Genomic DNA, 25,965 nt, shown 5'->3' with positions numbered 1-25,965 from the left:
TGCCACTCGCTGACCCGACGGCGGGCCTCACGACCTTCAGGACGTGAGGCTCGCCATCCAGCTTTCGATGTCCTCGGCGGTGCGCGGCAGCGCCGCCGAGAGGTTCCGGCTGCCGTCGGCGGTGACCAGGATGTCGTCCTCGATCCGGACGCCGATGCCGCGGTACTCCTCGGGCACGGTCAGGTCGTCGGCCTGGAAGTACAGCCCCGGCTCGACGGTGAGGACCATGCCCGGCTCCAGCACGCAGTCCACGTAGGACTCGACACGGGCCTGCGCGCAGTCGTGGACGTCCAGGCCGAGCATGTGACCGGTGCCGTGCAGGGTCCAGCGGCGCTGCAGGCCGAGCTCCAGCACCCGCTCCACCGGGCCCTCGACCAGGCCCCACTCGACCAGCCGCTCGGCCAGCACCTGCTGCGCGGCCTCGTGGAAGTCGCGGTAGCGCGCACCGGGCTTGACGGCCGCGATGCCGGCCTCCTGGGCGTCGTAGACGGCCTGGTAGATCGTGCGCTGCAGCTCGTCGAAGGCGCCGTTGATCGGCAGGGTGCGGGTGACGTCGGCGGTGTAGAGCGTCGTCGTCTCCACGCCGGCGTCCAGCAGCAGCAGCTCGCCCGGACGGACCTGGCCGTCGTTGCGGACCCAGTGCAGCGTGGTGGCGTGCGGACCGGCGGCGCAGATGGAGCCGTAGCCCACGTCGTTGCCCTCGACCCGGGCGCGCCGGAAGAAGGTGCCCTCGATCCACCGCTCCGAGGTGGCCACGGCCTGCGCCAGCTCGCGCACCACGTCCGTGAAGCCCTGGGTGGTGGCGTCGCACGCGGCCTGCAGCTGGGCGATCTCCCACTCGTCCTTGACCAGGCGCAGCTCGCTCAGGAAGACGCCGAGCTCGGCGTCGCCGTGCTTGGTGGTGTACGGGGCGAGCGCGGCCTCGATCCCCGTGTCGTGTCCGCGGACGACGCGGGTGACGGCCGGGTGGTCCTCGGCGCGCTGGACGAGTTCCTCGGCGGCGTTGCGCACGTCCCGGGCGGGCAGGCCGAGCAGCGTCTCCGCCTCGGTGAGGCTGTGGCGGCGGCCGACCCACAGCTCTCCCTGGCCGCTCAGCCAGAACTCGCCGTTCTCGCGGTTCGAGCGCGGCAGCAGGTAGAGGTACGCGTCGTGCCCGTCGCCGTGCGGCTCCAGTACGAGGACGGCGTCCTCGGTCTGGTCGCCGGTCAGGTGCACGTACTCGGTGGCGGCGCGGAAGCTGTACTCGGTGTCGTTCGAGCGCGTCTTCAGGTTCCCGGCCGGGATCACCAGCCGCTCACCGGGGAACCGCGCGGAGAGCGCGGCGCGCCGCTTGGCCGCGTACGCGGACTGCTCGGCCGGGACGAGGTCCCGCAGCTCCGTGTCGGCCCAGCCGGCCTTCATGACGGCGGTCAGCTCGTCGGAGATGGCCGGGTACAGGCCGTTCTTCCGCTGCTTGATCGCCTCCGGCGCGGCCTCTTCGGTCTCCTCGGGCGCGAGGTTCTCCTCGGTCACGCTCTGTCGCCTCCTCGTGGTACAGGGGACGCGCGCACGAATGTCAGGGGTGTCCTAGGCGCGCGGTCCGTACAAGAGTACGGCGGAAGGCCGGTTCATAACAGTTGTTGGGTAGCACTTTTCCAGGTCACGCCCCAGTCACGCCCCACACGCGGCCTATTCGAAGCGCGCCGCCAGCAGCACCACGTCGTCCTCCCCCGGCTCCGGCGTCGAGGTGCCGAGGCACGTCTCCAGCAGGTAGTCGCAGAAACGTTCCGGGTCGCGGCGGACGTCGCGCGGCGCCTCCGAGGCCGCGGCCCGCAGGCGGGCCTGGCCGGAGTGCAGCGACCGGCCGCTGCGGCGGGCCAGGCCGTCGGTGTAGAGCAGCAGCACGTCGCCGCGGTCGGCGCGCAGTTCCACGCCGGGCGCCTCCCAGCAGCTCAGCATGCCCAGCGGCGCGCTCAGCGAGGTCTCCACGAACGAGGCGCCGAAGGAGGTGACCAGCAGCGGCGGGCACTGGCCCGCCCCGGCCAGGGACAGCCGCCGGGCGGTCGGCTCGACGTAGGCGTACAGCGCTGTCGCCGTGCGGGCCGCCTCCGTGCTCTTCAGCAGCAGCTCCAGATCGCCGAGCACGGCGACCGGGTCCTCGCCCTCCAGCACCCCGTACGCGCGCAGCGCCGCGCGCAGGCGGCCCATCGCGGCCGCCGAGTCCGGGCCGCCGCCGGTCACGCTGCCGACACTGAGGGCGAGCGCGCCCTCGGGCAGCGAGATCGCGTCGTACCAGTCGCAGCCGCCCGCGCCGTCGAGGCCCGCGGGGACGCAGCGTGCGGCGAGCGCCATGCCGGCCACGCGCGGCAGCGCGTTCGGCAGCAGGCCGCGGCGCAGCGCCTCGGCGGTCCGGCGCAGGCGGTCGCGTTCGACCTCCTTGCGCAGCAGGCGCGCGGCGGAGGCGCAGTAGAGGCCGGCCAGGCGCTGCTCGCGCTCGCTCGGCTCGGCGGGGGTGTCGTAGAACCAGACGACCGAGCCGAGATCGTCCAGCGGCTGGGCGTAGGACGCGGCGATGCCGAGCTGGACGGCGACCTCCTGGTACCGGTCGCCGGTGGGCTCACCGCCGCTCGGGCGCAGGACCTGGGAGGCGGGGACGGTCTCCAGCGCGCCGAGGTCGGATCGATCCAGACCGAGGCCCAGGGTGGTGAAGGGGTGCGTCAGCTGCAGCATGCCGCGGCGGGCGCCGACCAGCGCCGCGCCGTCGGCCAGGACGCCGGCCAGCGCCGCGGCCAGGTCGGGCGCGCTGCTGAGCCGGTCGGTGAGGTCGTAGAGGGTGGTCAAATCAGCCAGGGGGTCGGCGGATCGCTCGCGCATGGCGCAGATCTGCTCACCGCTGATCGTTTCAGCAGGGCTGGTGGGCGCGGGGAGGCCCAGGGCGGTGGGCGTCGTCGTGGTCTGCGGCTCAGCCATGGTCCGTACCTGCAAAAACTACGAAGAGTGATGCCGGATTCTTAGTGGATTGTCTGAATTGAATCACTGTGCACCCCCATGTCATGCCATACGGCAATTAATGAGTCTCTTCTACACACACCGATCGGGTGATGTCCAGAACTGTGCGCTGCCAGGTGGTTGGTGTCTTTGCCCGAATATTTGGCCGAAAAACATCGGTGCGAATGATCGTTTATCAGAGCGAGTTCCGCCGGCCGGAACGCTACGCGCGTGGCCTGCCGCGCCGCTCACGCAGCGCTTTCGCCACCTGTCGGCGGCCCTTCCAGCCGCGGCCCGGCAGCGGGCGGGGTGCTTCGAGTGCGACGGGTACGACCGCGCGTCCCGCGCGCAGCAGGTCCGCCACGGCGCCCGGCAGCGCCCCGGCGCCCGCCGCCGGCGGCCAGCTCAGCGACCAGGCGGCGCTGCTCAGGCAGTACTCCCCGGTCAGCACGCCCGGCAGCGCCAGGCCCGCACGGGTGAGACCGCGCCGGGCCAGCCGGGCCGCCGCGTCCCCGTGGTCGCTCTCGGTAGCGATGGCGACGGCCGCGTCCGCGGCGCCCGCGGCCACGGGCGCCAGCAGGACCAGCGCCTCCGCCATCCGCTGCTGCCGTCCCGGGTCGACGAAGAGCAGCGGCAGCGGCGCGTATCCCGCCAGTTGCGAGGCGTCACTCAGCAGCACCGCGCCGCTGTCGGCGGCCACACGTCGGGTGGAGTCGGTCGAGCCGGACTCCAGGACCAGCACCGCGCGTACGGCCGGCAGGGCGCGCGCCGTCAGCACCGTCAGCGCGATCCGGCCGGCGTCGTTGTGCGCCTGCACCACCACGACCGCCTCGGGCGCGGCCTCGGGTGCGGCCTCGGCCGCGTCCCCGGTGTCGAACACGGAAGTTGATGCGGAGTCAGCCTCTTGGGCCGATGCGGAGCCGGATGCGGAGTCGGGGGCCATCCCCGGATGGTACGGTTCCCGCCGCCTCCCGACACCCCCGCCTCAGGCCCCCTAGCAGACCTGTTCGGGCGGTGTGCGGGGAATACCCCGAACGGAGGAACCATCGCCGCTCACCGTGCGTCATACCGGACGATGCGTCAGTCTCGTCCCAGAACGTGCTCGCGTGTGCCCCCGATGGGTAGAGAACCGATAGGGGCGGTGTCGTCCGGGCCCGCAGTTCGGTCCGTAGTCGGACGTCAAACGCCACCCCGCGCCCCTGGTCCGTCGGGCGGCAGCAGCGCGGCGGGCCTGGTGCGTTTCTCGTAGCGCGAGGTCACGTACCGATCCTTGACCGTCACGGAAAGGAACGAGTGCTCATGCGCGGGGTATCAACACTCGTCAGCAAGGTCAGTCGACTCCGCTCCCGGGCGCGGCTGCTCGGGGCGGCCAGGATCGCTTCCCAGGGGTGGGGCTGGCCGGTGCTTCCCGGCGTCGGCCTGGACGCGGAGGGCGCGTGCCGCTGCCCTCGGCCCGACTGCGCGATCCCCGGGGTCCATCCGCACGACCCCAAGCTCCTCGCCGCGACCACGGACGCCCGGATGATCCGCTGGTGGTGGTCCCGCCGTCCGCAGGCTCCGGTCATCGTCGCGACGGGCACGGACGTCTGCGCGCTCAGCCTGCCGGCCGAGGCGGGCGCCCGGGTGCTGGACTACTTCGACGCCCTCCACGTCCCGACCGGTCCCGTGATCACGACGCCGACCCGTTACGTCCTGCTCGTCGCGCCCTACTCGTTCCCGGAACTGGCGGAGCTGCTGGAGACCCAGGAGTGGGTGCCGACGAGCCTGCGCTACCACGGTCCCGGCGGCTACGTCGTGCTGCCGCCCTCGCGCACCGCGACGGGCTCGCTGCGCTGGGTCCGCCGTCCGGAGTCCGCGCGCCGGACGCCGTGGCTGCCCGTGGTCGGTGATCTGGTGGAGGCGCTGGTCGCGGCGAGCGTGGCCGCGCCGGACGGGGCGACGCTCGCGCCCTGACGGTCCGGGGAATGCTCAGAGAAACCTGAGAGAAGGCCTGACCGGCCGCCTGGAAGACAAAAGGCCCGGCCGCTGGCGACGGGGGATGCACCAGCGACCGGGCTGTTCAAACCGTAACAAATTCTGGCTCCCAAGCAAATTCCCTGAGGGCGTCAGTTTGTACGGAATTATCGACTCCCGCGCTCGAATGTGACGCAGATCACCGAGTTTGCGGGTGTACTGACTGCCGAAAGTGATACCGATTCAGCTCAGCGTCACCTGGCGGCTGGTGAGCGAGGCGCGGGCCTTGCGCTGCTCCGGGGTCAGCGGCTCGGTCGCGGCCAGGGCGGCGGCGAGGCGCTCGGCGAACTCCGCGGCGGGCTTCTCCACATCGGCCGCGGTCACCGACTGCGGCAGGTCCCACACCGGCACGACCAGGCCGTGCGCGCGGAAGGAGCCGACCAGCTTGGTGCCCTCCCCGAGCGACGCCTCGCCGGCTGCGGCGAGCCGGGCGAGCGCGTCCAGCAGGCGCTCCTCCTCGTGCGGCATCACCCAGCGCAGGTGGTTGCGGTCCGGCGCGGCGCACCAGTAGGCCTCCGGCACCGAGTCCAGCTTCGCGGTCGGGATGATCGCCGCGTTGGCCTGCTCCAGCGAGGCGGCGACCTCGCCGGTCGCGCTCGACGGGTCCTCCAGCCAGAACTCGAAACCGGTGTGCACCTCCGGCACGAACGCGGCGTCCAGGTCCAGCAGTTCCTGCAGACGCGGTCCGCCGGGCGCGGGCCGGCGCGGCGGAACGGGGTTGCCGGGCTCGGTGGCCAGCGCCTGGACCAGCGCGTCCGCGAGGTCCCGGCTCAGGTCGCCGGAGGAGGTCTGCGTCTGCAGCCCCAGCAGCACGGCGCCGTCCTGGCGGCGCATGGCCGGCCAGGCCATGGGCAGCACGGTGGCCAGCGTCACCGACGGGACCTCGCCCACGGCGGTGGCGAGGGTCTCCGCCTTCACCGTCAGCGGCGCGGTGGCCGCGGGCACCAGCTCGCGCAGGGCGACCCAGTCGCCCTCGCCCGGCAGTCCCTCGAACGGGCGCTGCACCAGCTCCGCGACGGCGTGCGCGGCCTCGCGCCCGTGGCACGCCTTGTAACGCCGCCCGGACCCGCACGGGCAGGCTTCCCGCGCGCCGACGACGGGCACCGGCCCGTCGGCGACGGCTGCGGCGGTCCGGAGAGGGGCCTTCTTCTTGGCCATGGTGCGTACTCCCGATGGAACGGAACATGGAAGGGAACGAAGTTCCTTCGGGAGAGCCTAGGGCTTTCGGCGCCATCCAGGGGCGCGAGGAACTGCGCGACAAGCCACCGACGAGCAGATGGTCCCCCATGCGCAGGGCCTTTCGCACAGGGTGGTTGCTCGCGCAGTTCCTCGCGCCCCTGAAGACAGCGCCTCAGCTCGCGGCCGCCGCCGGCGGCTCCTCCCGGCGGGCGTGGCGGGCGCGGACGCGCAGCACCGCCCAGACCGTGACCTCGCCGGGCGCGTTGTCGCGCACGCCCCACTCGGAGGCCAGTTGGCCGACGATCCCCAGCCCGCGACCGCCCTTCGCCGTCAGCGACGGGTTGCCGCGTCGCGGGCGCGTCGGCCCGCCGCCGTCCGTCACCTCCACCGTCAGCAGGCCGTCGCTGTGCAACTCCCAACCGACCATCACTTCTTCGCGCTCCTGCGCGACCAACTGCTCCCGCTCGAGCGGTCTCGCATGCCGACAGGCATTGCTGAGCAGCTCCGACAGGATCAGCACCGCGTCGTCTATGACGGGCTCAGGGACCAGGTGTTCACCGAGGTCCTCCCGAAGTCTCCGTCGCGCGGCACGCACACTCTCCGGACCATGAGGTACTGCCATGGTCGACGAAGAAGTCGGCACATCATGCGCCACCACCACGGCCACCCCCGGACCTCCTCCTTCGTCTTGCGCCAGGGTGTGAATGCCCGGTCGGGGCAAGTCGAAAACGAAAAACAAGGCAAGCCTGCGCGCTTTCCGGGGGCTCGCGACGGGCGCAAGGAGCGCATTTCACAGCGTGTCACTGCGGCGTCACGCTGCGCATTCGAAAGGTGGTTTCGAAATACGATCCAGCCAGGATCCAGTGGAATTTCCAGCCATTCCGGACCAAAGGATCGGGCCACTGGCCGGAATGACCCCCACCACTCGCGCTACCGTCCGAGCTGGTCCAGAACCCGCCGCGGATGGTTGGTGATGATGGCCTCGACGCCCAGGCGCAGGCACAGTTCGACGTCCTCCGGCTCGTCCACCGTCCACACGTGGACGCGGTGTCCGGCGCGGTGGAGTGCGGCGACGTAGCCGGGATTGGCGCGCACGAGGTCGATGCCGGGGCCGGCGATCCGCGCGCCGTGGGGCAGCGAGCCGTCGCGCAGCCACGGCAGGACCCGCTCCATCAGGAAGACCGTCGGCAGCTCGGGCGCCATCTGCCGGATCCGCTTCAGCGACATCTGCGAGAAGCTCATCACCCGGACCGGTGACGGGCCGTCATTCCGGTTCGGCACCAGGCCGAACCGGTGCAGCAGCTCCATCAGGCGCTTCTCGACCAGGCCCGCGTAGCGGGTGGGGTGCTTGGTCTCGATGGCCAGCTCCACCCGGCGGCCGGCGTCGGCGTGCAGTTCGAGCAGGCGCTCCAGCGTCAGCACCCGGGTGTGCTCCGGGGAGGTCCAGTCGGCCTCCTCCGGCGCGTCCCCGCCGTTCGCCTTCCAGCCGCCGAAGTCGAGCTCGGACAGCTGGGCCAGCTCCAGGGTGGAGACGACGCCGCGCCCGTTCGAGGTGCGGTTGACGGTGCGGTCGTGGACACAGACCAGGTGCCCGTCGGCGGTCAGCCGCACGTCGCACTCGAGACCGTCCGCGCCCTGCTCCAGCGCCAGCTGGTACGCGGCGAGCGTGTGCTCGGCATAGGTGCCGGAGGCGCCGCGGTGGGCGATGACCGTCGTCTGCTCGCGGTTCGGGACGACGGTCCGGGGGCTGGGCTGGCTGTGCACGCCACCACCATAGGCGGCGTGCGTGTCGTGGAGGTGAACAGGTGCGGAGCAGGGCTCCGCGCCCGGGCTCAGGCCTTCGCGTCCTTGCGCAGCACCGGCGTCAGCGCGAACGTCACGCCGCCCGCGATGAGGAAGGAGAAGAGCGAGGCCGAGGTCCACGACGTCGGATGGATGTGGGTGAACTTCTGCAGGTCGGCCCATAGGCTCGTCCACCAGCCGTACGGCAGCGCCGCCGGGTTGATCAGCTCGTAGAGCACGAAGCCGAGGGCCCACGGCAGCAGCATCAGCCAGCGGGTGGGCGCCTGCTCGCTCATGTCCCAGCCGTCCCTGCCGCGGCCGAGGAAGAAGTCGACCGCCAGGACCGCGAGCAGCGGCACGAAGAACGCGCCGATCAGACCGAGGAACGCGTAGTAGGTGTCGGTGAAGCCGTCGATCGAGAGCGCCGCGCCCGTGACGACCGCGCCGATGCCCAGCGTCAGCCAGCGCCGGTCCACCTTGGGGAACAGGTTGTGGATCGACATCGCCGTCGAGTAGACGTTCGCGAAGGACTGGTCCGCCTCGCGCAGCACCAGCACCAGGAAGAACAGCCAGCCGGCCGTCAGTCCGGTGAAGGTCGAGAAGATCTTGTTCGGGTCGCCGCCCACCTGCGTCAGCGCGATGGCGCCGACGACGTAGCACCAGACCTGCGCCACGGTGTAGCCGGTGAAGGTGCCCCAGAACGAGCCCTTGCCGCTGCGCGAGTGCCGCGTGTAGTCGGCCGCCAGCGGCACGAAGGAGATGGAGACCGCGACCACGTAGTCGGTGGCCTGCAGGAAGCCGTTCCAGTTGCCGCCGCCGGGGTTGTGCACGCCGTGGCGGGCCAGCTGCACGGTGAAGAACAGCATGGACGCGCCGACCGCGACGGCGACGTAGCGGCGCAGTGCGGCGATCGAGCCGAGCGGCCAGATCGTCATCGTCGTGGTCAGCAGGCCCGCCAGGACGACGTAGACCCAGCGCGGGACGCCGCCGTACAGGGCCTGGGCGCCCTGGGTGATGACGATCAGCTCGTAGACGCCCCAGCCGATGCACTGGAGGATGTTCAGCACCGTCGGCACGTAGGACAGCCGGGTGCCGAAGAGCCCGCGCAGCACGGCCATGGCCGGTGCGCCGGTCCGCGCGCCGATCAGGGCGGCGAGCGCCAGCATCAGGGTCCCGACGACGGTGCCGACCACGATCGCGGTGATCGAGGCGGCGAGCGCCAGGTTCTTGCCGTCGGCGTTGACCATCACCGTCGCGGCGCTGGAGAAGCCGATCAGGCTGACGCCCAGGTTGGCCCAGAACGCGGCCTGGTCCCGGAAGCCCAGGGTGCGCGGGGGCGCGGTGTCGAGGACGAGCGGCGCCTCGGGTCGGGCGGCGGTGGACGCCGCGCTGGCGCCTCTGTCGTCAAGGGTCGCGGACATGGCCGTCTTCAGAGCTCCCTACGCCGGCATTACCCGGTCAGGTTCAGGCGGTCGGCGGCCCCGCCGCGTCCGCGGCCTGCCGCCCTCTCAGCCCGGAATGAGGTCCGAGCTCCCGCGCATATGATGCGTGTGTTCGACGGCATGGTAAGCCGTCCTTCGGCTTCGGCCAAGAGCATCGCCGCAGCTCGGACAGAGAAGCAGGTGCCGTGCCCACGGCTGGGACTTACGATGCCCCGACAACGTGTGCGGAATGCTAGGGCCGTTGGTCCCTCAACTAGGAGGTCGTTCGTGAGCACCGAGCACGAGGGCGCGCCCGAGGGGACGCAGTCCCCCGCCCCCGCTGCGGTTCCGGCGGACAGCACGGTTCGTCCGGTGGATCAGGCGCCCGCGAGCAGCCCGGTCGAGCCCCCGGCCGACCCCGAGCTGGCCGGTTTCCCGGCGCCCGTCCCAGCCGTCTCCGAGACGGTGGAGACGCTGAGCGACAGCGCGCCGACCCAGGCGCTCCCGGAGCCCCCCGTGCCGCCGTACCGGCCGGAGGCCGAGGCGCCGACCGCTCCGCTCCCGCCGACGGTGCCCGTCGAGACGCCGGCCGCGTCGGCCGAGACGCTGACGCAGCCGACCGCACAGCTGTACTCCGAGCCCCCCACTCAGCCGTACGGCGCCCCGCCGGCTCCGCCGACCACGCCGCCCGCCGCCACGGGCGGCGCTTTCGGCGGGCAGCCGCCCTACGGCGGCACCGCACCGTACGGGATGTACGGCGCGGGTGTGCCGGTGGAGAAGCCCAAGCGCAGCCGCCGCAGCTCGTTCATCGCCGTGCTGGCCGCGACCGCGATCCTCGCGGGCGGCCTCGGCGGCGGTCTCGGCGCGTGGCTGGAGAGCCGCAACTCCGGCGGCGCCGACGCCAGCACCACCGTCGCCGGCTCCACCGACCCGAAGGCGCTCAGCCGCCCGGCGGGCTCCATCGCCGCGATCGCGCAGAAGGCGCTGCCGAGCGTCGTCACCATCGAGGCGAGCGGCTCCTCGGAGTCGGGCACCGGCACCGGGTTCGTCTTCGACACCCAGGGCCACATCCTCACCAACAACCACGTCGTCGCGCCGTCCCTGGGCGGCGGCAAGCTGACGGTGAAGTTCGCGGACGGCTCCAGCTACGGCGCGTCCGTCGTCGGCCGCGCCCAGGGCTACGACGTCGCGGTGATCAAGCTGGACTCCACCCCGAAGGAGCAGCTGGTCCCGCTGCCCCTGGGCGACTCGGACGCCGTCCAGGTCGGAGACACCACGATCGCCATCGGCGCGCCCTTCGGGCTGTCCGGCACGGTCACCTCGGGCATCATCAGCGCGAAGAACCGCCCCGTCGCCTCCGGCGACGAGACGGGCGCGCAGACGTCCTACATGAACGCCCTGCAGACGGACGCCTCGATCAACCCGGGCAACTCCGGCGGTCCGCTGATGAACGGCCAGGGCCAGGTCATCGGCATCGACTCGGCGATCCAGTCCACCGGCCAGACCAGCGGCGGCGGTCAGTCCGGCAGCATCGGGCTCGGCTTCGCCATCCCGATCAACCAGGCCAAGTGGGTCGCCCAGCAGCTGATCAAGACCGGCACCCCGGTCTACCCGATCATCGGCATCCTGCGCGACGACTCCTACACCGGCGACGGCGCCCGCATCAACAGCAGCGCCGTCCAGGGCACCCCGCCGGTCACCCCGGGCGGCCCCGCCGACAAGGCCGGCCTGAAGCCGGGCGACATCATCACCTCCCTCGACGGCGTCATCATCGACTCCGGTCCCACCCTCGTCAGCGAGATCTGGGCTCACCACCCCGGCGACAAGGTCAACGTCACCTACCTCCGCAACGGCCAGTCCCACACCACGACCCTCACCCTGGGCTCCCGAATCGGTGACAACCAGTAATCATCGCCACATGCGGGCCAACTCGTGAGAAGATCCCTGGCATGGACCGTGATCGCATACGATCACCCCGTCCACACCAGGAGTCTTGCCCGAGCGGCCTAAGGGAACGGTCTTGAAAACCGTCGTGGCAGCGATGTCACCGTGGGTTCAAATCCCACAGGCTCCGCGGTAGTCCGACCCCCGACCAGCGGCAACGGTCGGGGGTCGCGTCGTCTGCCCGGCTCCGGGCTTGTCCGTCTCTGACCGCGGCGCGCCGTCACGCAGCGCTGCTACCCCGCGCTGCTACCGCGCGCTCGGGTCCGGCGCGTTCGACGTGTCCTCGGTGCGTTCGGGCAGCAGCAGCACGGCGCCGACGAGGAAGCAGACGGCGCCGATCAGGGTCTGCGTGTCGGCCCGGTCGACGTCGTGGACCTGGCCTGTGACGGGGTCCACGTAGCCGGCCGCCGCGGAGACGCCGAAGGCGACGGATCCGATCAGGTTGGCCAGGGTGATCCACCACGACCAGACCCGGGGCCGCCAGGCGACCCAGCCGTGGCACACCTCGTACCAGGCCAGTGCGCTGGCCACGAGGAAGCAGACCGAGCCGATCGCGTCCGGCCGCCACACGTGCCGGTGCGCCGCCTGCGCGGAGAGGTTGTCGGCCATGGCGATCCCGGTGCTGACGTTGAAGTAGACGGTGCCGACCAGCTGCACCCCGGTGGCCCACCAGTCGATCCGGCGTGGTTGCAGGACGAGGAAGCGTCGGTGGTGCGGGTTCTGCGCGAGGGACGAGGCGTCGACGACCTCGCGGTAGCAGAGGAACGAGGCCGAGGTGAAGAAGAGCGAGCCGACGAAGTAGGTGACGGTGTCGGCCCGGGTTCCCACGGCGTCGGTGTAGCCGGGGATCGACCCGATGGCGAAGAGCAGCGAGCCCACGGCGAACAGGACGGCGATCCACCAGCCGCGCGCCGTGGGCGCCCACCAGGTCGACCCCGTGGCCGGTTGCTGGTGCTTGCGGTGGTGGCGCGAGCCGCGGCGGACGACCACGCCGTCGGGGCCGACGTGGTCGACGAACGTCGACTCGGCCAGGCGTGCCAAGGGTCCCAGGCGGCGCGGGTGACGGGCCCGGGGCCCGGCCCCGGACGTCATGACGGCGGCCCCGGGTGTGGCTCGTCCTCCGGCGCGGTCCGGTGCGGCTCCCTGCGCTTCTGGCTGCGCCGGACCGCGCCGACGGTGACCCTGACCGCGAGCCCGAGGACGACCAGATCGGCGATCATCTGCCCGGTGACCACCAGTCGGGCCAGCTCGGACTTGGCGGTGATGTCGCCGAAGCCCACGGTCGCGAACACGGTGACGGTGAAGTACAGGCTGTCGGTGTGGTTCAGGTGACTGCCGAAGTTGTGCAGGGACACGGCGGCCAGGACGACGTAGGTGGAGGCGAAGAGCAGCAGGAAGAACGGGACGCTCGTGGCCAGGGACTCCATGGCGCGCACCCCAGGGAAGGGCGACCGGATGATCGCCTCGACCTGGTAGACGACCAGGGCGACGAAGCCCGCCAGCCCGACGAGCAGCACGGTGATGGCGACCGGCAGGGACGTGCGGTCCAGGGGCAGCAGGTAGTACAGGGCCAGCAGCGCGACGATCGATCCCACCGCCCGCAGCACCGCCCAGAAGGCCTGCCGGGGCGTGAGGCGGGTAGGGGCGGGCTTGTGGTGTTCCGCCCTGGTGGCGCCGCTCATGGGCTCCGCCTCATCTTGCCCAGGGCGTTGCGGAAGGACAGTCCGTGGTCGGTCCAGACCAGCCCGAGCGCGGCGCCCAGGATGAGGACCACGCCGATGGCGATGAACAGCGACATGAAGGCGAACACGGCCCCGATGGGCCCGTACTTCCGGTCGTAGCTGACGATCATGCCGGAGAGGACGGCCGAGAAGACGGCCGTCATACCGGTCCAGCAGGCGCCCGTGGCGACCGCGCACGGCAGCAGCCGGCGCCAGGGGATCCTCCCGGCCAGCAGGAACCACATCGAGAACCAGAAGACGCAGGTGACCGCCACGAAGCCGGCCGGCCAGGCCAGTACCGGCGCGGTCCGGCGGAGCCCCGGTCCGGCCCCGGAGGCGGCGAACAACAGGCCCACGACCAGGCCGATCCAGACCAGCGCCCGGACGACGTCGCGCCCCCTGCGCGGCGGCAGGTCGAAGACCCGCTGGTAGAGCTGCTGGATCGCGGTGGCCCCGGCCAGTCCGCCGAGGACGAAGAAGACCCAGGACATGCCCGTCACCGCGGACGACGTGGTGCTGGAGGACGCGACCAGGCGGCCGACGTCGTCCGCGGCCTCACGGCTGAGGCCGAACCGGCGGGACAGGTCCGCGGCCGCGGACCCGCCCGCGAGCGCGGTCACGATGAGGAAGAAGGGGACGATGCACAGCAGCAGCGTCGCGGCCAGCAGCATCGCCCGGTTGATGAAGTCCGCCGCGTCGAGCCGCCGCCACAGGGACTGGGCCCAGGACCCGGTGTACTTCTCCTTGCCCCAGTCGGCCGCCTGTCGTGCGTGCCGGACGCCGCTGTGACCGGTGTCGTGCCCGTCGTCGTGCCCGTCGCCGCGCTCGTCGTGACGCTCGTCGCCGTGACCGCCGTCGTGCCCGTCGTGACGCTCGTCGTCGTGCCCGCCGATCGGGCTGCTGCCCGCGGCAGCGTCCGGGTGCGGGGCGGCAGGTTCGTTTTCGGGGCCGTCCGAAGCAGAAGCCCTGGGTGACCGCCTCATGCTCCCTCCTGCTGTGCCGGTGACGTGCCCCTGGTGGAGCCCGGCGCCTCCCTCGATCTTCTCCCAGGTCGGCCTCACCAGCGAGGGCTGCCGGCAAGGAGGCCCTGGGAGCAGCGGGCCGCGCAGGGGTGACCTTCCGTGTTCGAACGGCGACGGACAGCCGCCCGACCGTGCGTCGGGCTCGGAATTCACGGTGCGCCGCGCGGACGCCGTTTATGCGCGCTACGTGCGCGATCCACACCAACGGGCGAAATGGACTGGTAGCTCTGGCTCTTTGTCGATTCGTTGAGGAATTCTGACTGTGCGACGTCGCAGTCCGCAGCACCGCAGAGTGAGCCAGCAGAGCCAGCCAGGAGGACCGCATGTCCCGTATCCGTACCGCTCTTGTCGCCATTCCGCTCGCCGCCGCCGCGCTGATCCTCGGGGCGGGGGTGGCGTCCGCCGACAACGGGGCGATCGCGGGTGGGGGTTCGACCAGCACCACGACCACCAGTTCGGTCTCCGACATCGGGACGGGGAACCTGTCCGGTTGGGTGGACGGCAATGCGAACTGGACGCAGCAGACCGCGAACGGGTCCGGCGCGGCGAACCAGAACAACACCTTCGCCGTGAAGGACAGCAACGGCCCGATCTTCAGCAACCAGTCCAACAGCAACGTGCGGATCGTCTTCGGGGGGTAGCGCTCCCGAGCACGACGGCGGCCCCGGGTGTTCCCCTCGGGGCCGTCGTCGTGTCTTGACAGTCCCCGCTAATCTGACGCACTGTCAGATCTGTGAATCCAGAGGCTTACCAGGGGCTGCCCTCGACCGTCGCCGGGGTGGGGCTCGACCTCGTCAACGCGCCCATGATCCGGCACTGGTGCGAGGCGATGGGCGACGCCAACCCCGCCTACACCGGGGCTGGTCCGGCCGGGGCGGAGCCGATCGCGCCGCCGGCCATGCTGCAGGCCTGGACCATGGGCCAGTCCGGACGCAGCGCGCACTTCGACGCGCTGATGCGGGAGTTGGACGCCGCCGGCTACGCCTCCGTGGTCGCCACGGACTGCGAGCAGCAGTACGCGCGGCCGCTGCGGATCGGCGAGCGGGTGCTCTTCGACTCCGACATCGAGAGCGTCTCGGCGAAGAAGCGCACAGCGCTCGGGACCGGCTACTTCATCACCACCCGGATGGACATCCGGGCCTACGACGAGGCGGCGGGCGAGAAGCCCGGGGACGCGACGCCGGTCGGGTCCCATCGCTTCCGGATCCTGAAGTTCCAGCCGGCCGAGCGGAGCGGGCGTCCACAGGGTGTGGACGCCGGGCCGCTGCGGCCGCGGCCCGTGGTCAACCGGGACAACGCCGGCTACTGGGAGGGCGTCGCCGCGGGCGAACTGCGCTTCCAGCGCTGCGACGACTGTGGGACGGCCCGCTTCCCGTGGCTGCCCGGCTGCAACGCGTGCGGCAGCGCCCGATGGCACCCGGAGGCGGCGTCGGGCGCGGGCGAGGTCTACTCGAAGGTCGTCGTCCACCATCCCCTCCCGCCCGCCTTCGGCGCCGAGCCCTACGCCGTCGCCCTGGTCGAACTCGCCGAGGGTGTGCGGATCGTGGCGAACGTCGTCGGGACGACGGCGGACGCCGTCGCGATCGGCATGCCGGTACGCCTCGGATTCCGGCGCTACGACGACGAGTTGATGCTGCCCGTCTTCCACCTCGCCGGCCCGGACCGGCTGCCGCCGCTGCGCGTGCCGGTCACCCGGACGCTGATCGTGTCCGGCGCCATCGCCTCCCGGGACTACCAGGAGGTGCACCACGACGCCGAGTTGGCGCGCGCCAAGGGCGCGCCGGACATCTTCATGAACATCCTCACCAGCAACGGCCTCGTCGGCCGCTACGTCACCGACTGGACGGGTCCCGACGTCCGGGTCGAGTCGATCGCGATCCGGCTCGGCGTGCCCGCCTATCCGGGCGACGAGCTCCAGTTCAGCGGCGAGGTCACCGAGCGCGGCGAGAACGGACGGCTGGTGCTCGCGATCCGCGGGACGGGGCGGCTCGGCGTGCACGTCAGCGGCACCGTGAAGGTCAGGGTCAACGCCACGGACGAGGCCGCGGGCCAAGCCACCGACAAGGCGACGGGCCGGGCGACGGACACGGCGACGGGCCAGGCCACCGACAAGGCGACGGGCCAGGCGACCGACAAGGCGACGGGCAAGGGGGATCCGGCATGAGCCTGCACCGCGCCGACACGCTCGGCGGCCGCGCCGCCGTCGTCGGGATCGGGGCCACGGAGTTCTCCAAGGACTCCGGCCGCAGCGAGCTCAAGCTCGCCGTCGAGGCCGTCCACGCCGCGCTCGACGACGCCGGGCTGACGCCGGCGGACGTCGACGGCCTGGTCACCTTCACCATGGACACCAGCCCCGAGATCACCGTCGCCCAGGCGGCGGGCATCGGCGAGCTGTCCTTCTTCAGCCGCGTCCACTACGGCGGCGGCGCCGCGTGCGCGACCGTGCAGCAGGCGGCGATGGCGGTCGCGACGGGCGTGGCCGAGGTCGTGGTCTGCTACCGCGCCTTCAACGAACGCTCCGGGCACCGCTTCGGCAGCGGCCTCCAGGCGCGGCAGCCGTCCGCCGAGGGCGTCTCGATGGGGTGGACCATGCCCCCGGGCCTGCTCACGCCCGCCTCCTGGGTCGCCCTGCACGCCGCGCGCTACCTGCACACCTACGGTCTGAGTCCGGACGTCTTCGGCCCCGTCGCCGTCGCCGACCGCCGCCACGCGGCCGCCAACCCGGCCGCGTACTTCTACCGGCGTCCGATCACGCTCGCGGACCACGCCGCCTCCCGCTGGATCGTCGAGCCGCTGCGGCTGCTCGACTGCTGCCAGGAGACGGACGGCGGCCAGGCCCTCGTGGTGACCTCCGTCGAACGAGCTCGCGATCTGCGGCACGCGCCCGCCGTCGTCGCGGCCGCCGCGCAGGGCGCGGGCCGCGCCCAGGAGGCGATGACCAGCTTCTACCGTGACGACCTGACCGGTCTGCCGGAGCTCGGCGTCGTCGCCCGCCAGTTGTGGCGCAGCAGCGGGCTCGGGCCTGGGGACGTCGACACGGCGGTGCTGTACGACCACTTCACCCCGTTCGTGCTGATGCAGCTGGAGGAGTTCGGCTTCTGCGGGCGCGGCGAGGCGGCCGCGTTCGCGGCCGACGGCGGCCTGGAGCTGGGCGGCCGCCTCCCCGTCAACACCCACGGCGGCCAGCTCGGCGAGGCCTACCTGCACGGCATGAACGGCATCGCGGAGGGCGTGCGGCAACTGCGGGGCAGCAGCGTCAACCAGGTCGCGGAGGCGAAGACGGTGCTGGTCACCGCCGGTACGGGCGTGCCGACCTCCGGACTGGTGCTGACCTGCGACGGCTAATTCCTTTGCCGTCCACCGAGGCCGCGCGCAGACTCGACCGCATGACTTCTGGCGGAGCGACGCAGCTCATCTGGCGGCCGATCGAGCGCGGAGACGTGCCCGCGTGGAAGCGTCTGCTCGACGCGATCGAGGCGGTCGAGCAGGAGGACGAGCACCCGACCGAGGCCGGTCTGCTGGACCGCTTCGAGGACCCCTACGTCGACATGGCCCGCGGAAGCCTCGCCGCCTTCGACGGGGACCGAATGGTCGGCTACCACTATATGAAGGCGCGCACCGCCGCCGCGCCGGCGCACGAGTTCAGGCAGGTCGGCGGGGTCGATCCGGCGCGCCGCGGCACAGGGCTCGGCGTGCGCCTGCTGGGCTGGGCCGAGGGGGCCGCGCGCGAGCTCCACGACGAGCGTTTCCCCGGGAAGCCCTTGGCACTGGTGGACGGCTGCGTCGTCGGCTCCGCCGCCTCGGAACGGCTCTTCGCGCAGCTCGGCTACGAGCCGGTGCGGTGGTACCGCAACATGGTCATGGACGATCTGGCGACCGCGGTGTCCGCGCTGCCGGAGTCGCCCGTCCCGGACGGAGTGACGTTCCGAGTGTTCGCTGCCGAGCGCTCGGCGGACGCGCTGCGCGTGCGCAACGACGCCTTCCGAGACCACTACGGCATGGTGCCGCAGACGCCGGAGGGTTGGGCGCACTTCACCGCCGGACCGGCGTTCCGGCCCGACAGCTCCTTCGTCGCCTACGACACGGCGAGCGGTGAGCCGCTCGGGATCGTCCTCGCGGAGGAGTATCCGCAAGAGCACGGCCGCGAGCTCTACGTCGCCCTGGTCGGCACCGCCCGGGCCGGGCGCAAGCGCGGCATCGCCTCGGCACTGCTCTCGCACGCCCTGCGCGAGGGGCTGGCCGTGGGCTGCAGCAGCTCGAGCCTGGGTGTGGACGCGGACTCGCCGACGGGTGCCGTCGGACTGTACGAGCGGCTGGGGTACCGGGCGAAGCAGACGTACGTCGAGCAGCGGAAGCTCCTGGGCTGACCGTCGGCCGACGGTGCGTCAGGTCCGTTTGAGTGGCACCACACAGACTGTGGCGTGGCATATCGTCACATAACGACCGCTGCGCCCACGATCGAATGTGACCACTCAACGAACCCTCCTGCGTCCTCGTCGCGCACCGCGTAGGCGATCCGCGCTGCGCTCTCTGTTCTGCACGATGCTCACGCTGGCGTTCGTCCCAGCGCTGGTCTGTCCGACAGCGGCGACCGCGGCGACCCGGCAGGACGGGCCGCAGATCTTCACCGGGCAGGCGTTCGACACCTGTTCCGCGCCGAGCCCCTCGCTGCTGCGCGCCTGGCGGCACTCGCGCTACGGCGCCCTCGGCCTCTACATCGGCGGCCGCAACCGCGCCTGCTCGCAGCCGCTGCTCAACCGCGCCTACGTGCGCGCGGCGGCGGACATGGGCTGGCGGATGCTCCCGCTCTACGTCGGGGCCCAGGCGCCGTGCGTGACCCAGGAGCACGGGCGCACCAAGCGGATCAGCTCCGCCAACGCCTTCGGGCAGGGCCAGGCCGACGGAGCGGACGCCGTCCGGTCCGCGAGCCAGCTGGGCCTCGCCCCGGGAAGCCCGATCTACCTGGACATGGAGGCGTACGCGCGCGACCGCGGCAGGTGCAGCCTGGCCGTGCTGCGCTACACCGCCGCCTGGTCCCAGGTCCTGCACGAAGCCGGGTACCTCTCCGGCTTCTACAGCTCCGCCGACTCCGGCGTCGCCGACCTCGCCTCGCTCGCCTTCCTCGCGGCGACCGGCCGCGACGAGCCCGTGCAGACCGACGACCTGCCGGACGTGATCTGGTACGCCCGCTGGGACCACCACTCCTCGACCGACGGCTACAAGGCGCTCAGCCAGAGCCAGTGGTCCGGACACCAGCGGGTGCACCAGTACGTGGGCAACACCACCGAGAGCCACGGCGGGCAGAGCGCGATGATCGACCGCAACGCCGTGGACGCGCCCGTCGCGCTCGTCGAGTAGCCCCGGACGGGGGCGGGCGGTGTGACGCTCGTCCTCTGGACAGGGCCTTGCGGCCTTCGCCCATTGTCCTCGGGCCGGGTGGGAGTGAGAATGCCCCACATACGCCCTGCGTACCGGTCGGTACGTCGTCGCCGACCGGCCCGCAGGCAGGGCCGGCCAGGGCCCGTCAGCGCTGGTCGGCGCCGGTCAGGACAGGTCAGGTCAAGGAGGACCCAGGTGCTCAGCACGATGCAGGACGTCCCGCTCACCGTCGGCCGCATCCTCGCCCACGGGGCGGGATTCCACGGCGCCGCCACGGTGGCCACCTGGAACGGCAGCGGCGCGGACAGCCGGACCTTCGCCGAGGTCGGCGCGCGCGCCGCCCAGCTCGCCCACGCCCTGCGCGACGAGCTGGGCGTCACCGGCGACCAGCGCGTCGCCACCCTGATGTGGAACAACACCGAGCACCAGGAGATCTACCTCGCCGTGCCCTCCATGGGCGCGGTCCTGCACACCCTGAACCTGCGCCTGCCCGCCGCCCAGCTCTCCTACATCATCAACCACGCCGCCGACCACGCGATCTTCGTCAACGGCAGCCTGCTGCCGCTGCTCGCCCCGCTGCTGCCGACGCTCCAGCCGACGCTGCGTCACATCGTGGTCGCGGGCGCGGGCGACCGCGCCGCGCTCGACGACGCCAAGGCGCGCGGCATCGCCGTCCACGAGTACGAGGAGCTGATCGCCGACCGGCCGACCAGCTACCCCTTCCCGACGGACCTGGACGAGCGCACCGCCGCCGCCATGTGCTACACCTCCGGCACGACCGGCGACCCGAAGGGCGTCGTCTACAGCCACCGCTCCGTCTACCTGCACTGCCTCCAGGTCATCTCCGCCGAGGACTTCGCGCTGACCTCCGCCGACAAGGCGCTGCCGGTCGTGCCGATGTTCCACGTCAACGCCTGGGGCCTGCCGCACGCCGCCTTCATGGTCGGCTGCTCGCTGCTGATGCCCGACCGCTTCCTCCAGCCGAAGCCGCTCGCCGAGATGATCCAGGCCGAGCGCCCCACCGTCAGCGGCGCCGTCCCGACCATCTGGACCGGGCTGCTCGACGAGCTCGACCACGGCTCCTACGACACCTCCTCGCTGCGCCGCGTCGTCATCGGCGGCTCCGCCTGCCCGCCGGCGCTGATGAAGGCGTTCGAGGAGCGGCACGGCATCACCCTGGTCCACGCCTGGGGCATGACCGAGACCTCCCCGCTCGGCTCCTTCGCCCTCCCGCCGGGCGGCCTGACGGCCGAGGAGCAGTGGCCCTACCGCCTCACCCAGGGCCGCTTCCCAGCGTCCGTCGAGCCGCGCATCATCGGCCCCGACGGCACGCCCGCGCCCTTCGACGGCGAGACGGCGGGCGAACTGGAGGTCCGCGGCCCGTGGATCGCCGGCTCCTACTACGGCGACGAGCAGCTCTCCTCGGACAAGTTCAGCCAGGACGGCTGGCTGCGCACCGGCGACGTCGGCATCATCAGCCCCGACGGCTTCCTGACCCTGACCGACCGGGCCAAGGACGTCATCAAGTCCGGCGGCGAGTGGATCTCCAGCGTCGAGCTGGAGAACCACCTGATGGCCCACCCCGACGTCCTGGAGGCCGCCGTCGTCGCCGTCCCGGACGACAAGTGGGGCGAGCGCCCGCTGGCGACCGTCGTCCTCCGGCCTGAGGCGCAGACCGGCTTCGCCGAGCTGCGCGCCTTCCTCGCCGAGCGCGTCGCCTCCTGGCAGCTGCCGGAGCGCTGGTCGCTGATCGAGTCCGTGCCGAAGACGAGCGTGGGCAAATTCGACAAGAAGGTGATCCGCGCCGAGTACGCCGCAGGCGAGCTGGACGTCACCCTGCTCGGCAAGGGCGACTGAGGCAGCAAGGGCGACTGAGGCAACGGACGGGCAAGCACCGGGCCGCCCCGCACGGGGCGGCCCGGTGCGCCGTCAGGCCTCGCCGAGGGAGCCGATACGGCCGAGCAGGTCGACGATCCGGGCCTGGACCTCGGGAGAGGTCGAGCGCTCGGCGAGGAAGAGGACCGCGTCCCCCGAGCGCAGGCCCGCGCGCTGCTCCGGGCCGTCCACCGAGGTGTAGACGACGAGCGGGGTGCGGTGCAGCCGGTTGTTGCTGCGCAGCCAGTCGACGATGCCCATCCGGCGGCGCCGGATCAGCATCAGGTCCATCACGACCAGGTTCGGCTGGACGCTGCTCGCGCGGGACACCGCGTCGTTCTCGGACGCGGCGTGCTCGACGTGCATACCGCGCCGCTCCAGGGCCGCGGTGAAGGCCGCGGAGACGTGCGGGTCCTGCTCGATCAGCAGGACGCGCGGGGCGTGCCGCTCGCTGTCGCGCGGCGCGAGGGCCCGCAGCAGCACGGCCGGGTCGGCGCCGTAGGCCGCCTCCGGCGTGGCCTGCCCGAGGCCCGCCGTGACCAGCACCGGCACGTTCGCGTCGCCCGCGGCGGTGCGCAGCGACTGGAGCGCGGTGCGGGTGATCGGTTCCGTCAGCGGGTCGACGAAGAGCGCCGCGGGGAAGCCCGGCACCTGCGCGTCCAGCTCCTCGCGGGTGCGAACCAGGATGGGCCGGTAGCCGCGTTCCTCCAGCGCCTGACGGGTCGACGGATCGGGCTCGGGCCACACGAGCAGGCGGCGCGGCCGTCCGTCGGAGGCCGGGGCCACCATCGTGGGGTAGTCGGCCCCGGCGATGAACTCCAGCCGGCTCTCCGTCAACGGGCCTTCCGCGCCCGGCTGCTGCGGCAGCCGACCGTCCCCGCCGTTCGGCTGGACGGGGAGGTTGGTGCCCTTGGGCGGCGTCTGGACCGCCTGGAGCGGTGACTGCGACAGGCTCATCACGCCGCCGCTTCCGCCGAAGGTGCCGCCGGACGGCACCGGCGCGGCCGGCGGCAGCGGCAGCGCGCCGTGGCTGTGGTGACGGGCCCGCGACTGCTGCGGGACCGGTGTGCTCGCGCCGTTGGCGTTGCCGCTGCCGGCGCCGATGGCCCTGGCGCCGGTGCCGGCGGCGTTCCTGGCCTGACCGTTCGCCTGCCCGTTCGCATGACCGTTGGCATGAGCTTTCGCCTGGCCGTTGGCATCCGCCGACGCGGGACCGAGCTCGAAACGGCCGCCGAAGGGCGCGGGCGCGGGCGACATCTCGGCCGGGCCGTGCTGCTGCGGCGCCTGCACGGGTGGGACGGTCGGGTGGACCGGCTCCAGGGCGGCCGGGCCCGTCGCCGCGGCCTGGTGCTGCGCGGCGGGGTTCTCGTCGCCCGCGGCCGGGCCGAGGGCGAGACGGCGGCGACGGCCGTTGCCGGGGTTGGCCGGGCGTCGCGGCTCCGGCGCGACCATGCTGCCGGCGGGCGGCAGGGCGTTCTCCAGGCCGGGGTAGACGGGGCCGCCGATCAGACCGGGGAAGTCCTCGGACTGCTGTTGCTGCTGCTGCTCGGGTTGGGCCTGCGGACCGGATTGTCCGCGGCGTCCGGCCCGTCGTCCGCGCCCCTCCTGGCCGTTCTCGGGCCCCGGCAGGGCCGGCAGGTGCGACGCGTGCTGCTGCTGGCGCAGCTGCTCGGCCTCCTGGGCCTCCTCCTGGACCGCGCGGGGCGGACGGACCACCTCGGGCGCGGGCAGCCGGTTGCGGCGGCGCGAGCGGTCCGTGCCCTCGGTCGGGGTGGTCGAGGTCGTCGGCTCCGCCGCGGGCTCGTCCGGGACCTGCGGGGCTGCCTTGGGGAGGGCGTCCAGCGGCAGCTCGGGCAGCAGCGTCGTCGCGTTCTCGCCGGGCGAGGGCAGCGGGGCGAACTTCGCCGCGTTCGCCGGGTCCAGCGGCAGTTCCACGATGTAGACGCGGCCCTGACCGTCCGGCAGGTCGTGCGACTGGAGCACGCCGCCGTGCCGCTCCACGATCCCGCGGGCGATCGGCTGGTGCACCGCCTCCGCGCCGGAACCGGGGCCGCGCAGCTCGATCCGGGCCACCTCGCCGCGCTGTGCCGCCGCGACGACCACACCGCCGCTGCCCGCGCCGCGCGCGCCGTGCCGCCCGCCGGGACGGCGTCCGGACAGCCCGGAGGCGACCCCGACCGCCATCCCGAACAGCTCGCCGCCGGCGTTGCCGGCGTCGTCCCCGACGACCGCGATCTCGGCCAGCAGATGGCCGAGCGCCTCCGCGAGCCGGTCCGCGTCGCCGATCAGCTCGATCGACGCGGGATGCACGGCGATGTCCACGCGACCCGCGCCCAGCAGCGACGTCGCCATCGCCACGGCTTCGGAGAGGATCTTGTCGAGCGCGACCGGGCGCCGCTCCAGCCGTTCCTTGCCGGCCTCCACGGCGGCGTCGAACCGCTGGTACTCCAGCACCCCGTCGACCAGCGCGGACGTGCGGCGGCACTCGTCGGCCAGCCGACGCAGCACCCAGTTCGCCTCCGGCCACAGCTGCCCGGCGGGGTCGCGGGCCAACTGCTCCAGGGTGTCGTTGAGGCGGTCGAGCGGCTTGCGCAGCTCCTGCTCCAGCACGGCGGTCAGGTGCTCGTGCCGGTTCGCGAGGGTCAGGTAGGGGGTGCGGTCGGTGAACGTCATCACCGCGCCGACCAGCTGGTCGCCGTCCCGCACCGGCGCGGTCGACAGCTCGACCGTCACCGGCCGGCCGTCCTTGCGCCACAGCGTGGCGGAGCGGACCCGGTGGCGGCGTCCCGACAGGAGCGTGTCCGCGAGCGGCGACTCCTCCGGCGGCAGCGGCGAGCCGTCCGCGCGCGAGTGCATCACCAGCGGCAGCAGCGCCTGCCCGCCCAGCTCCCCGGCCCGGTGGCCGAGGATGTGCGCGGCGGCGGGGTTCACCAGGACGACCTGGCCGTCCGTGTCCACGCCCACCACGCCCTCGGCGGCGGCGCGCAGGATCATCTCGGTCTGCTTGTGCTGGCGGCGCAGCTCCGCCTCGACCTCCAGCCGGGCGCTGAGATCGCGCACGACGATCAGCAGCAGCTCGCGGTCGCTGGGGGAGGAGACGCCGGAGCCGCCCAGGCTGTAGTAGGAGCCGCTGTAGGAGCCCGACGAGCTGCCCAGCGCACCCGGGGAGAGCCGGCCGTCGTCCTCGAACTCCGCCGCCTGCACCTCGACGGGCAGCGACGCCCCGTCCGTGCGCACCGCGTTCATCCGCACCGGCGCGTCGTCGTCCTCGGGGGCCCCGTCGGCGTTCTTGCGCGGACGCATCGAGCCGGGGATCCGGCTCGGGTCGAACTCGGGCAGGACGGAGAGCACGCCCCGTCCGACCAGCGACGTCCCCGGGGCCTGGAGGCTCCGGACCGCCGCGGCGTTGGCGTCGACGATGGTGCCGTTGCTGTTCACCAGCACCAGGGCGTCCGGGAGGGCGTCGAGTATCGCGGCGAGGCGAGCAGTGCCTCGGGTCGGCGTGCTGCTCACGACGGGAGGGCCTCCTACTCGCTTCCTTGCTCCTTGCGGCTCCTGCGGCTGGGGGCCGCATCGGCCAGCTAGCACTATCGCATTGTTTTTGCGATCCCGGCGACCCGCCTAGTAACGTGGTCTGGGGTTAGCCGCAGCCCCCCGGGTTGTGGCATCATCCCTGCAGACGGTTGTGATCGCCAGTCGGCGAGAGCAAGCGCCTGAGGAGGCTTCGCCTAGTCCGGTCTATGGCGCCGCACTGCTAATGCGGTTTCGGGGTTATTCCTGATCGAGGGTTCAAATCCCTCAGCCTCCGCTCCACATCGGGGCCCTGATCTGTCACCCAGGTCAGGGCCCCGTGGCGTTCCCGGACCTCGGCTGATGGCTTCGCCGATCCCCCGCCGGTTGTCTGCTGATCTTCGAGCGGTCGTCGCCGAGTGACTGTCGAGTGACCGCTGAGCAGTCGCCGAGCTCCCTTCGAGGTGTGCACGGACTCCGCCCCTGCTCCCCCTCGAACGTCCACACCCCGCGTGCCTGTCCCCGATCGGCTCCGCCGCGAGGGCCCGGTCGACCCCCGCGCATGACCGCAGGTGGGGGCTCCGCGGGGCGCTCGAATACCCGATTTCGCCTCCGGGCCCAGGTCGTGTAATGTTCTTCTCGTGAGGCCGCGAGGGGCGAACGAGAAGGAAGCCCGGAGCGAACCGAACAACAACTGAACAAGCGCTCGTAGCTCAACGGATAGAGCATTTGACTACGGATCAAAAGGTTGCAGGTTCGAATCCTGCCGAGCGCACCAGCCGAGAGGCCCCGACCGAATCGAACGGTCGGGGCCTCTTGCGTGTTCGGCGGTACTTCGGACGGCGACGCCCGTCGGAGTGATCCGGACAACACCGCGGGCGGGTGTAACAAGATCAGCCGACGGGCGGTCATATCGGGAGACGGGGTGCCAGCCCCGGAATGGAGTGCTCTCGATGAAGCCCACTCTTCGTGCCGCGGTCGGCGCCGCCGGTGCCGCGCTGCTCGTGGTCGGCCTGGCCGGCCCGTCCGTCGGCGCCGACCGGCCCGGTGCCGACCGGGGCGCGGCAGCGCCCGGGGCCGCGGCCCGGTGGACGGCGGCGACGCTGCCCGGCAAGGACACGACCCTCCTCGGCTCGGCCGCGCCCGACGCGC

Annotated in this window: 20 protein-coding genes, 3 tRNA genes and 1 riboswitch; of the genes, 12 read left to right on the top strand and 11 right to left on the bottom strand. The window is 72.3% G+C overall.

Annotated elements, in window-relative coordinates:
* Window positions 1-36 precede the first annotated feature (36 nt).
* The 3 genes from TR50_RS35500 to TR50_RS35490 form a co-directional block, all read right to left on the bottom strand.
* Window positions 37-1,512 (bottom strand): aminopeptidase P family protein, encoded by a 1,476-nt coding sequence (locus tag TR50_RS35500; RefSeq protein WP_042431944.1) that lies wholly within the window; start codon window positions 1,510-1,512, stop codon window positions 37-39.
* Between the two features lie 156 nt (window positions 1,513-1,668).
* A complete protein-coding gene (locus tag TR50_RS35495; RefSeq protein ID WP_052441717.1) occupies window positions 1,669-2,949 on the bottom strand; it encodes a PP2C family protein-serine/threonine phosphatase in 1,281 nt (426 codons plus the stop codon).
* Window positions 2,950-3,190: 241 nt separating this feature from the next.
* Window positions 3,191-3,847: a hypothetical protein gene (locus TR50_RS35490; protein ID WP_042431941.1), complete on the bottom strand. Its 657-nt coding sequence runs from the start codon at window positions 3,845-3,847 to the stop codon at window positions 3,191-3,193.
* 419 nt (window positions 3,848-4,266) lie between these two features.
* Between TR50_RS35490 and TR50_RS35485 the strand changes: the two genes are divergently transcribed.
* Window positions 4,267-4,920: a bifunctional DNA primase/polymerase gene (locus TR50_RS35485; protein WP_042431939.1), complete on the top strand. Its 654-nt coding sequence runs from the start codon at window positions 4,267-4,269 to the stop codon at window positions 4,918-4,920.
* A 243-nt stretch (window positions 4,921-5,163) separates the two neighbouring features.
* Here TR50_RS35485 and TR50_RS35480 read toward each other — a convergent pair whose 3' ends face one another.
* The 4 genes from TR50_RS35480 to TR50_RS35465 all read right to left on the bottom strand — a co-directional run bounded on the left by TR50_RS35480 (window position 5,164) and on the right by TR50_RS35465 (window position 9,362).
* Complete coding sequence (locus TR50_RS35480) at window positions 5,164-6,138, bottom strand: DUF5926 family protein (RefSeq protein WP_042431936.1); 975 nt, start codon at window positions 6,136-6,138, stop codon at window positions 5,164-5,166.
* Between the two features lie 193 nt (window positions 6,139-6,331).
* Window positions 6,332-6,826, bottom strand: a complete 495-nt coding sequence (locus TR50_RS35475) for an ATP-binding protein (protein WP_052441716.1) — start codon at window positions 6,824-6,826, stop codon at window positions 6,332-6,334.
* A 263-nt stretch (window positions 6,827-7,089) separates the two neighbouring features.
* On the bottom strand, window positions 7,090-7,923 hold the full coding sequence (locus tag TR50_RS35470; RefSeq protein WP_042431933.1) for a glycerophosphodiester phosphodiesterase: 834 nt from the start codon (window positions 7,921-7,923) through the stop codon (window positions 7,090-7,092).
* A gap of 68 nt (window positions 7,924-7,991) precedes the next feature.
* Window positions 7,992-9,362, bottom strand: a complete 1,371-nt coding sequence (locus TR50_RS35465) for a purine-cytosine permease family protein (RefSeq protein WP_042431931.1) — start codon at window positions 9,360-9,362, stop codon at window positions 7,992-7,994.
* Window positions 9,361-9,488, bottom strand: a riboswitch (TPP riboswitch). Its footprint overlaps the gene before it by 2 nt.
* Window positions 9,489-9,650: 162 nt before the next feature.
* Here TR50_RS35465 and TR50_RS35460 point away from each other — a divergent pair.
* Together TR50_RS35460 and TR50_RS35455 are read left to right on the top strand one after the other, a co-directional pair.
* Window positions 9,651-11,270, top strand: a complete 1,620-nt coding sequence (locus tag TR50_RS35460; RefSeq protein ID WP_042431928.1) for a S1C family serine protease — start codon at window positions 9,651-9,653, stop codon at window positions 11,268-11,270.
* 79 nt (window positions 11,271-11,349) lie between these two features.
* A tRNA-Ser gene (locus tag TR50_RS35455) sits at window positions 11,350-11,436 on the top strand.
* A 116-nt stretch (window positions 11,437-11,552) separates the two neighbouring features.
* Here the strand turns inward: TR50_RS35455 and TR50_RS35450 are convergent.
* From TR50_RS35450 to TR50_RS35440, 3 genes are read right to left on the bottom strand one after another with little or no spacing between them, the layout of a single operon-like run.
* Window positions 11,553-12,347: a hypothetical protein gene (locus TR50_RS35450; protein ID WP_052441715.1), complete on the bottom strand. Its 795-nt coding sequence runs from the start codon at window positions 12,345-12,347 to the stop codon at window positions 11,553-11,555.
* Window positions 12,348-12,394: 47 nt separating this feature from the next.
* Window positions 12,395-12,988, bottom strand: a complete 594-nt coding sequence (locus TR50_RS35445; protein WP_042431926.1) for a potassium channel family protein — start codon at window positions 12,986-12,988, stop codon at window positions 12,395-12,397.
* Window positions 12,985-14,010, bottom strand: a complete 1,026-nt coding sequence (locus TR50_RS35440; RefSeq protein ID WP_042431924.1) for a YihY/virulence factor BrkB family protein — start codon at window positions 14,008-14,010, stop codon at window positions 12,985-12,987. The genes TR50_RS35445 and TR50_RS35440 overlap by 4 nt, the downstream gene beginning before the upstream one ends.
* A gap of 362 nt (window positions 14,011-14,372) precedes the next feature.
* On the opposite strand from TR50_RS35440, the gene TR50_RS35435 reads away from it, so the two are divergent.
* The 6 genes from TR50_RS35435 (at window position 14,373) to TR50_RS35410 (ending at window position 21,285) form a co-directional block, all read left to right on the top strand.
* Window positions 14,373-14,690 (top strand): hypothetical protein, encoded by a 318-nt coding sequence (locus TR50_RS35435; RefSeq protein WP_042431922.1) that lies wholly within the window; start codon window positions 14,373-14,375, stop codon window positions 14,688-14,690.
* Between the two features lie 92 nt (window positions 14,691-14,782).
* Window positions 14,783-16,213: an OB-fold domain-containing protein gene (locus tag TR50_RS50245; protein ID WP_369405808.1), complete on the top strand. Its 1,431-nt coding sequence runs from the start codon at window positions 14,783-14,785 to the stop codon at window positions 16,211-16,213.
* Window positions 16,210-17,394: a lipid-transfer protein gene (locus tag TR50_RS35425; protein ID WP_042431918.1), complete on the top strand. Its 1,185-nt coding sequence runs from the start codon at window positions 16,210-16,212 to the stop codon at window positions 17,392-17,394. The genes TR50_RS50245 and TR50_RS35425 overlap by 4 nt, the downstream gene beginning before the upstream one ends.
* Before the next feature lie 41 nt (window positions 17,395-17,435).
* Entirely contained in the window at window positions 17,436-18,416 is a 981-nt protein-coding gene (locus TR50_RS35420) for a GNAT family N-acetyltransferase (protein WP_084701543.1), read from the top strand.
* 175 nt (window positions 18,417-18,591) lie between these two features.
* On the top strand, window positions 18,592-19,407 hold the full coding sequence (locus TR50_RS35415; protein ID WP_042431914.1) for a glycoside hydrolase domain-containing protein: 816 nt from the start codon (window positions 18,592-18,594) through the stop codon (window positions 19,405-19,407).
* Between the two features lie 216 nt (window positions 19,408-19,623).
* Window positions 19,624-21,285 carry a long-chain fatty acid--CoA ligase gene (locus tag TR50_RS35410; protein WP_042431911.1) on the top strand — a complete coding sequence of 554 codons (1,662 nt, stop codon included), beginning with the start codon at window positions 19,624-19,626 and terminating at the stop codon, window positions 21,283-21,285.
* A gap of 72 nt (window positions 21,286-21,357) precedes the next feature.
* On the opposite strand, the gene TR50_RS35405 is transcribed toward TR50_RS35410, so the two are convergent.
* On the bottom strand, window positions 21,358-24,816 hold the full coding sequence (locus TR50_RS35405; protein ID WP_052441714.1) for a PAS domain-containing protein: 3,459 nt from the start codon (window positions 24,814-24,816) through the stop codon (window positions 21,358-21,360).
* Between the two features lie 204 nt (window positions 24,817-25,020).
* Here TR50_RS35405 and TR50_RS35400 point away from each other — a divergent pair.
* The 3 genes from TR50_RS35400 to TR50_RS47290 all read left to right on the top strand — a co-directional run.
* A tRNA-Ser gene (locus TR50_RS35400) sits at window positions 25,021-25,111 on the top strand.
* A gap of 404 nt (window positions 25,112-25,515) precedes the next feature.
* Window positions 25,516-25,591 (top strand) — tRNA-Arg (locus tag TR50_RS35395).
* Between the two features lie 175 nt (window positions 25,592-25,766).
* A partial coding sequence (locus TR50_RS47290) for a hypothetical protein (RefSeq protein WP_042431909.1) occupies window positions 25,767-25,965 on the top strand: 199 nt, incomplete at its 3' end.

This window comes from Streptacidiphilus anmyonensis (assembly GCF_000787855.1).
GTDB lineage: Bacteria > Actinomycetota > Actinomycetes > Streptomycetales > Streptomycetaceae > Streptacidiphilus > Streptacidiphilus anmyonensis.
The sequence above is the reverse complement of the archived record's forward strand: the minus strand, read 5'-3'. Positions and strand labels throughout refer to the sequence as shown.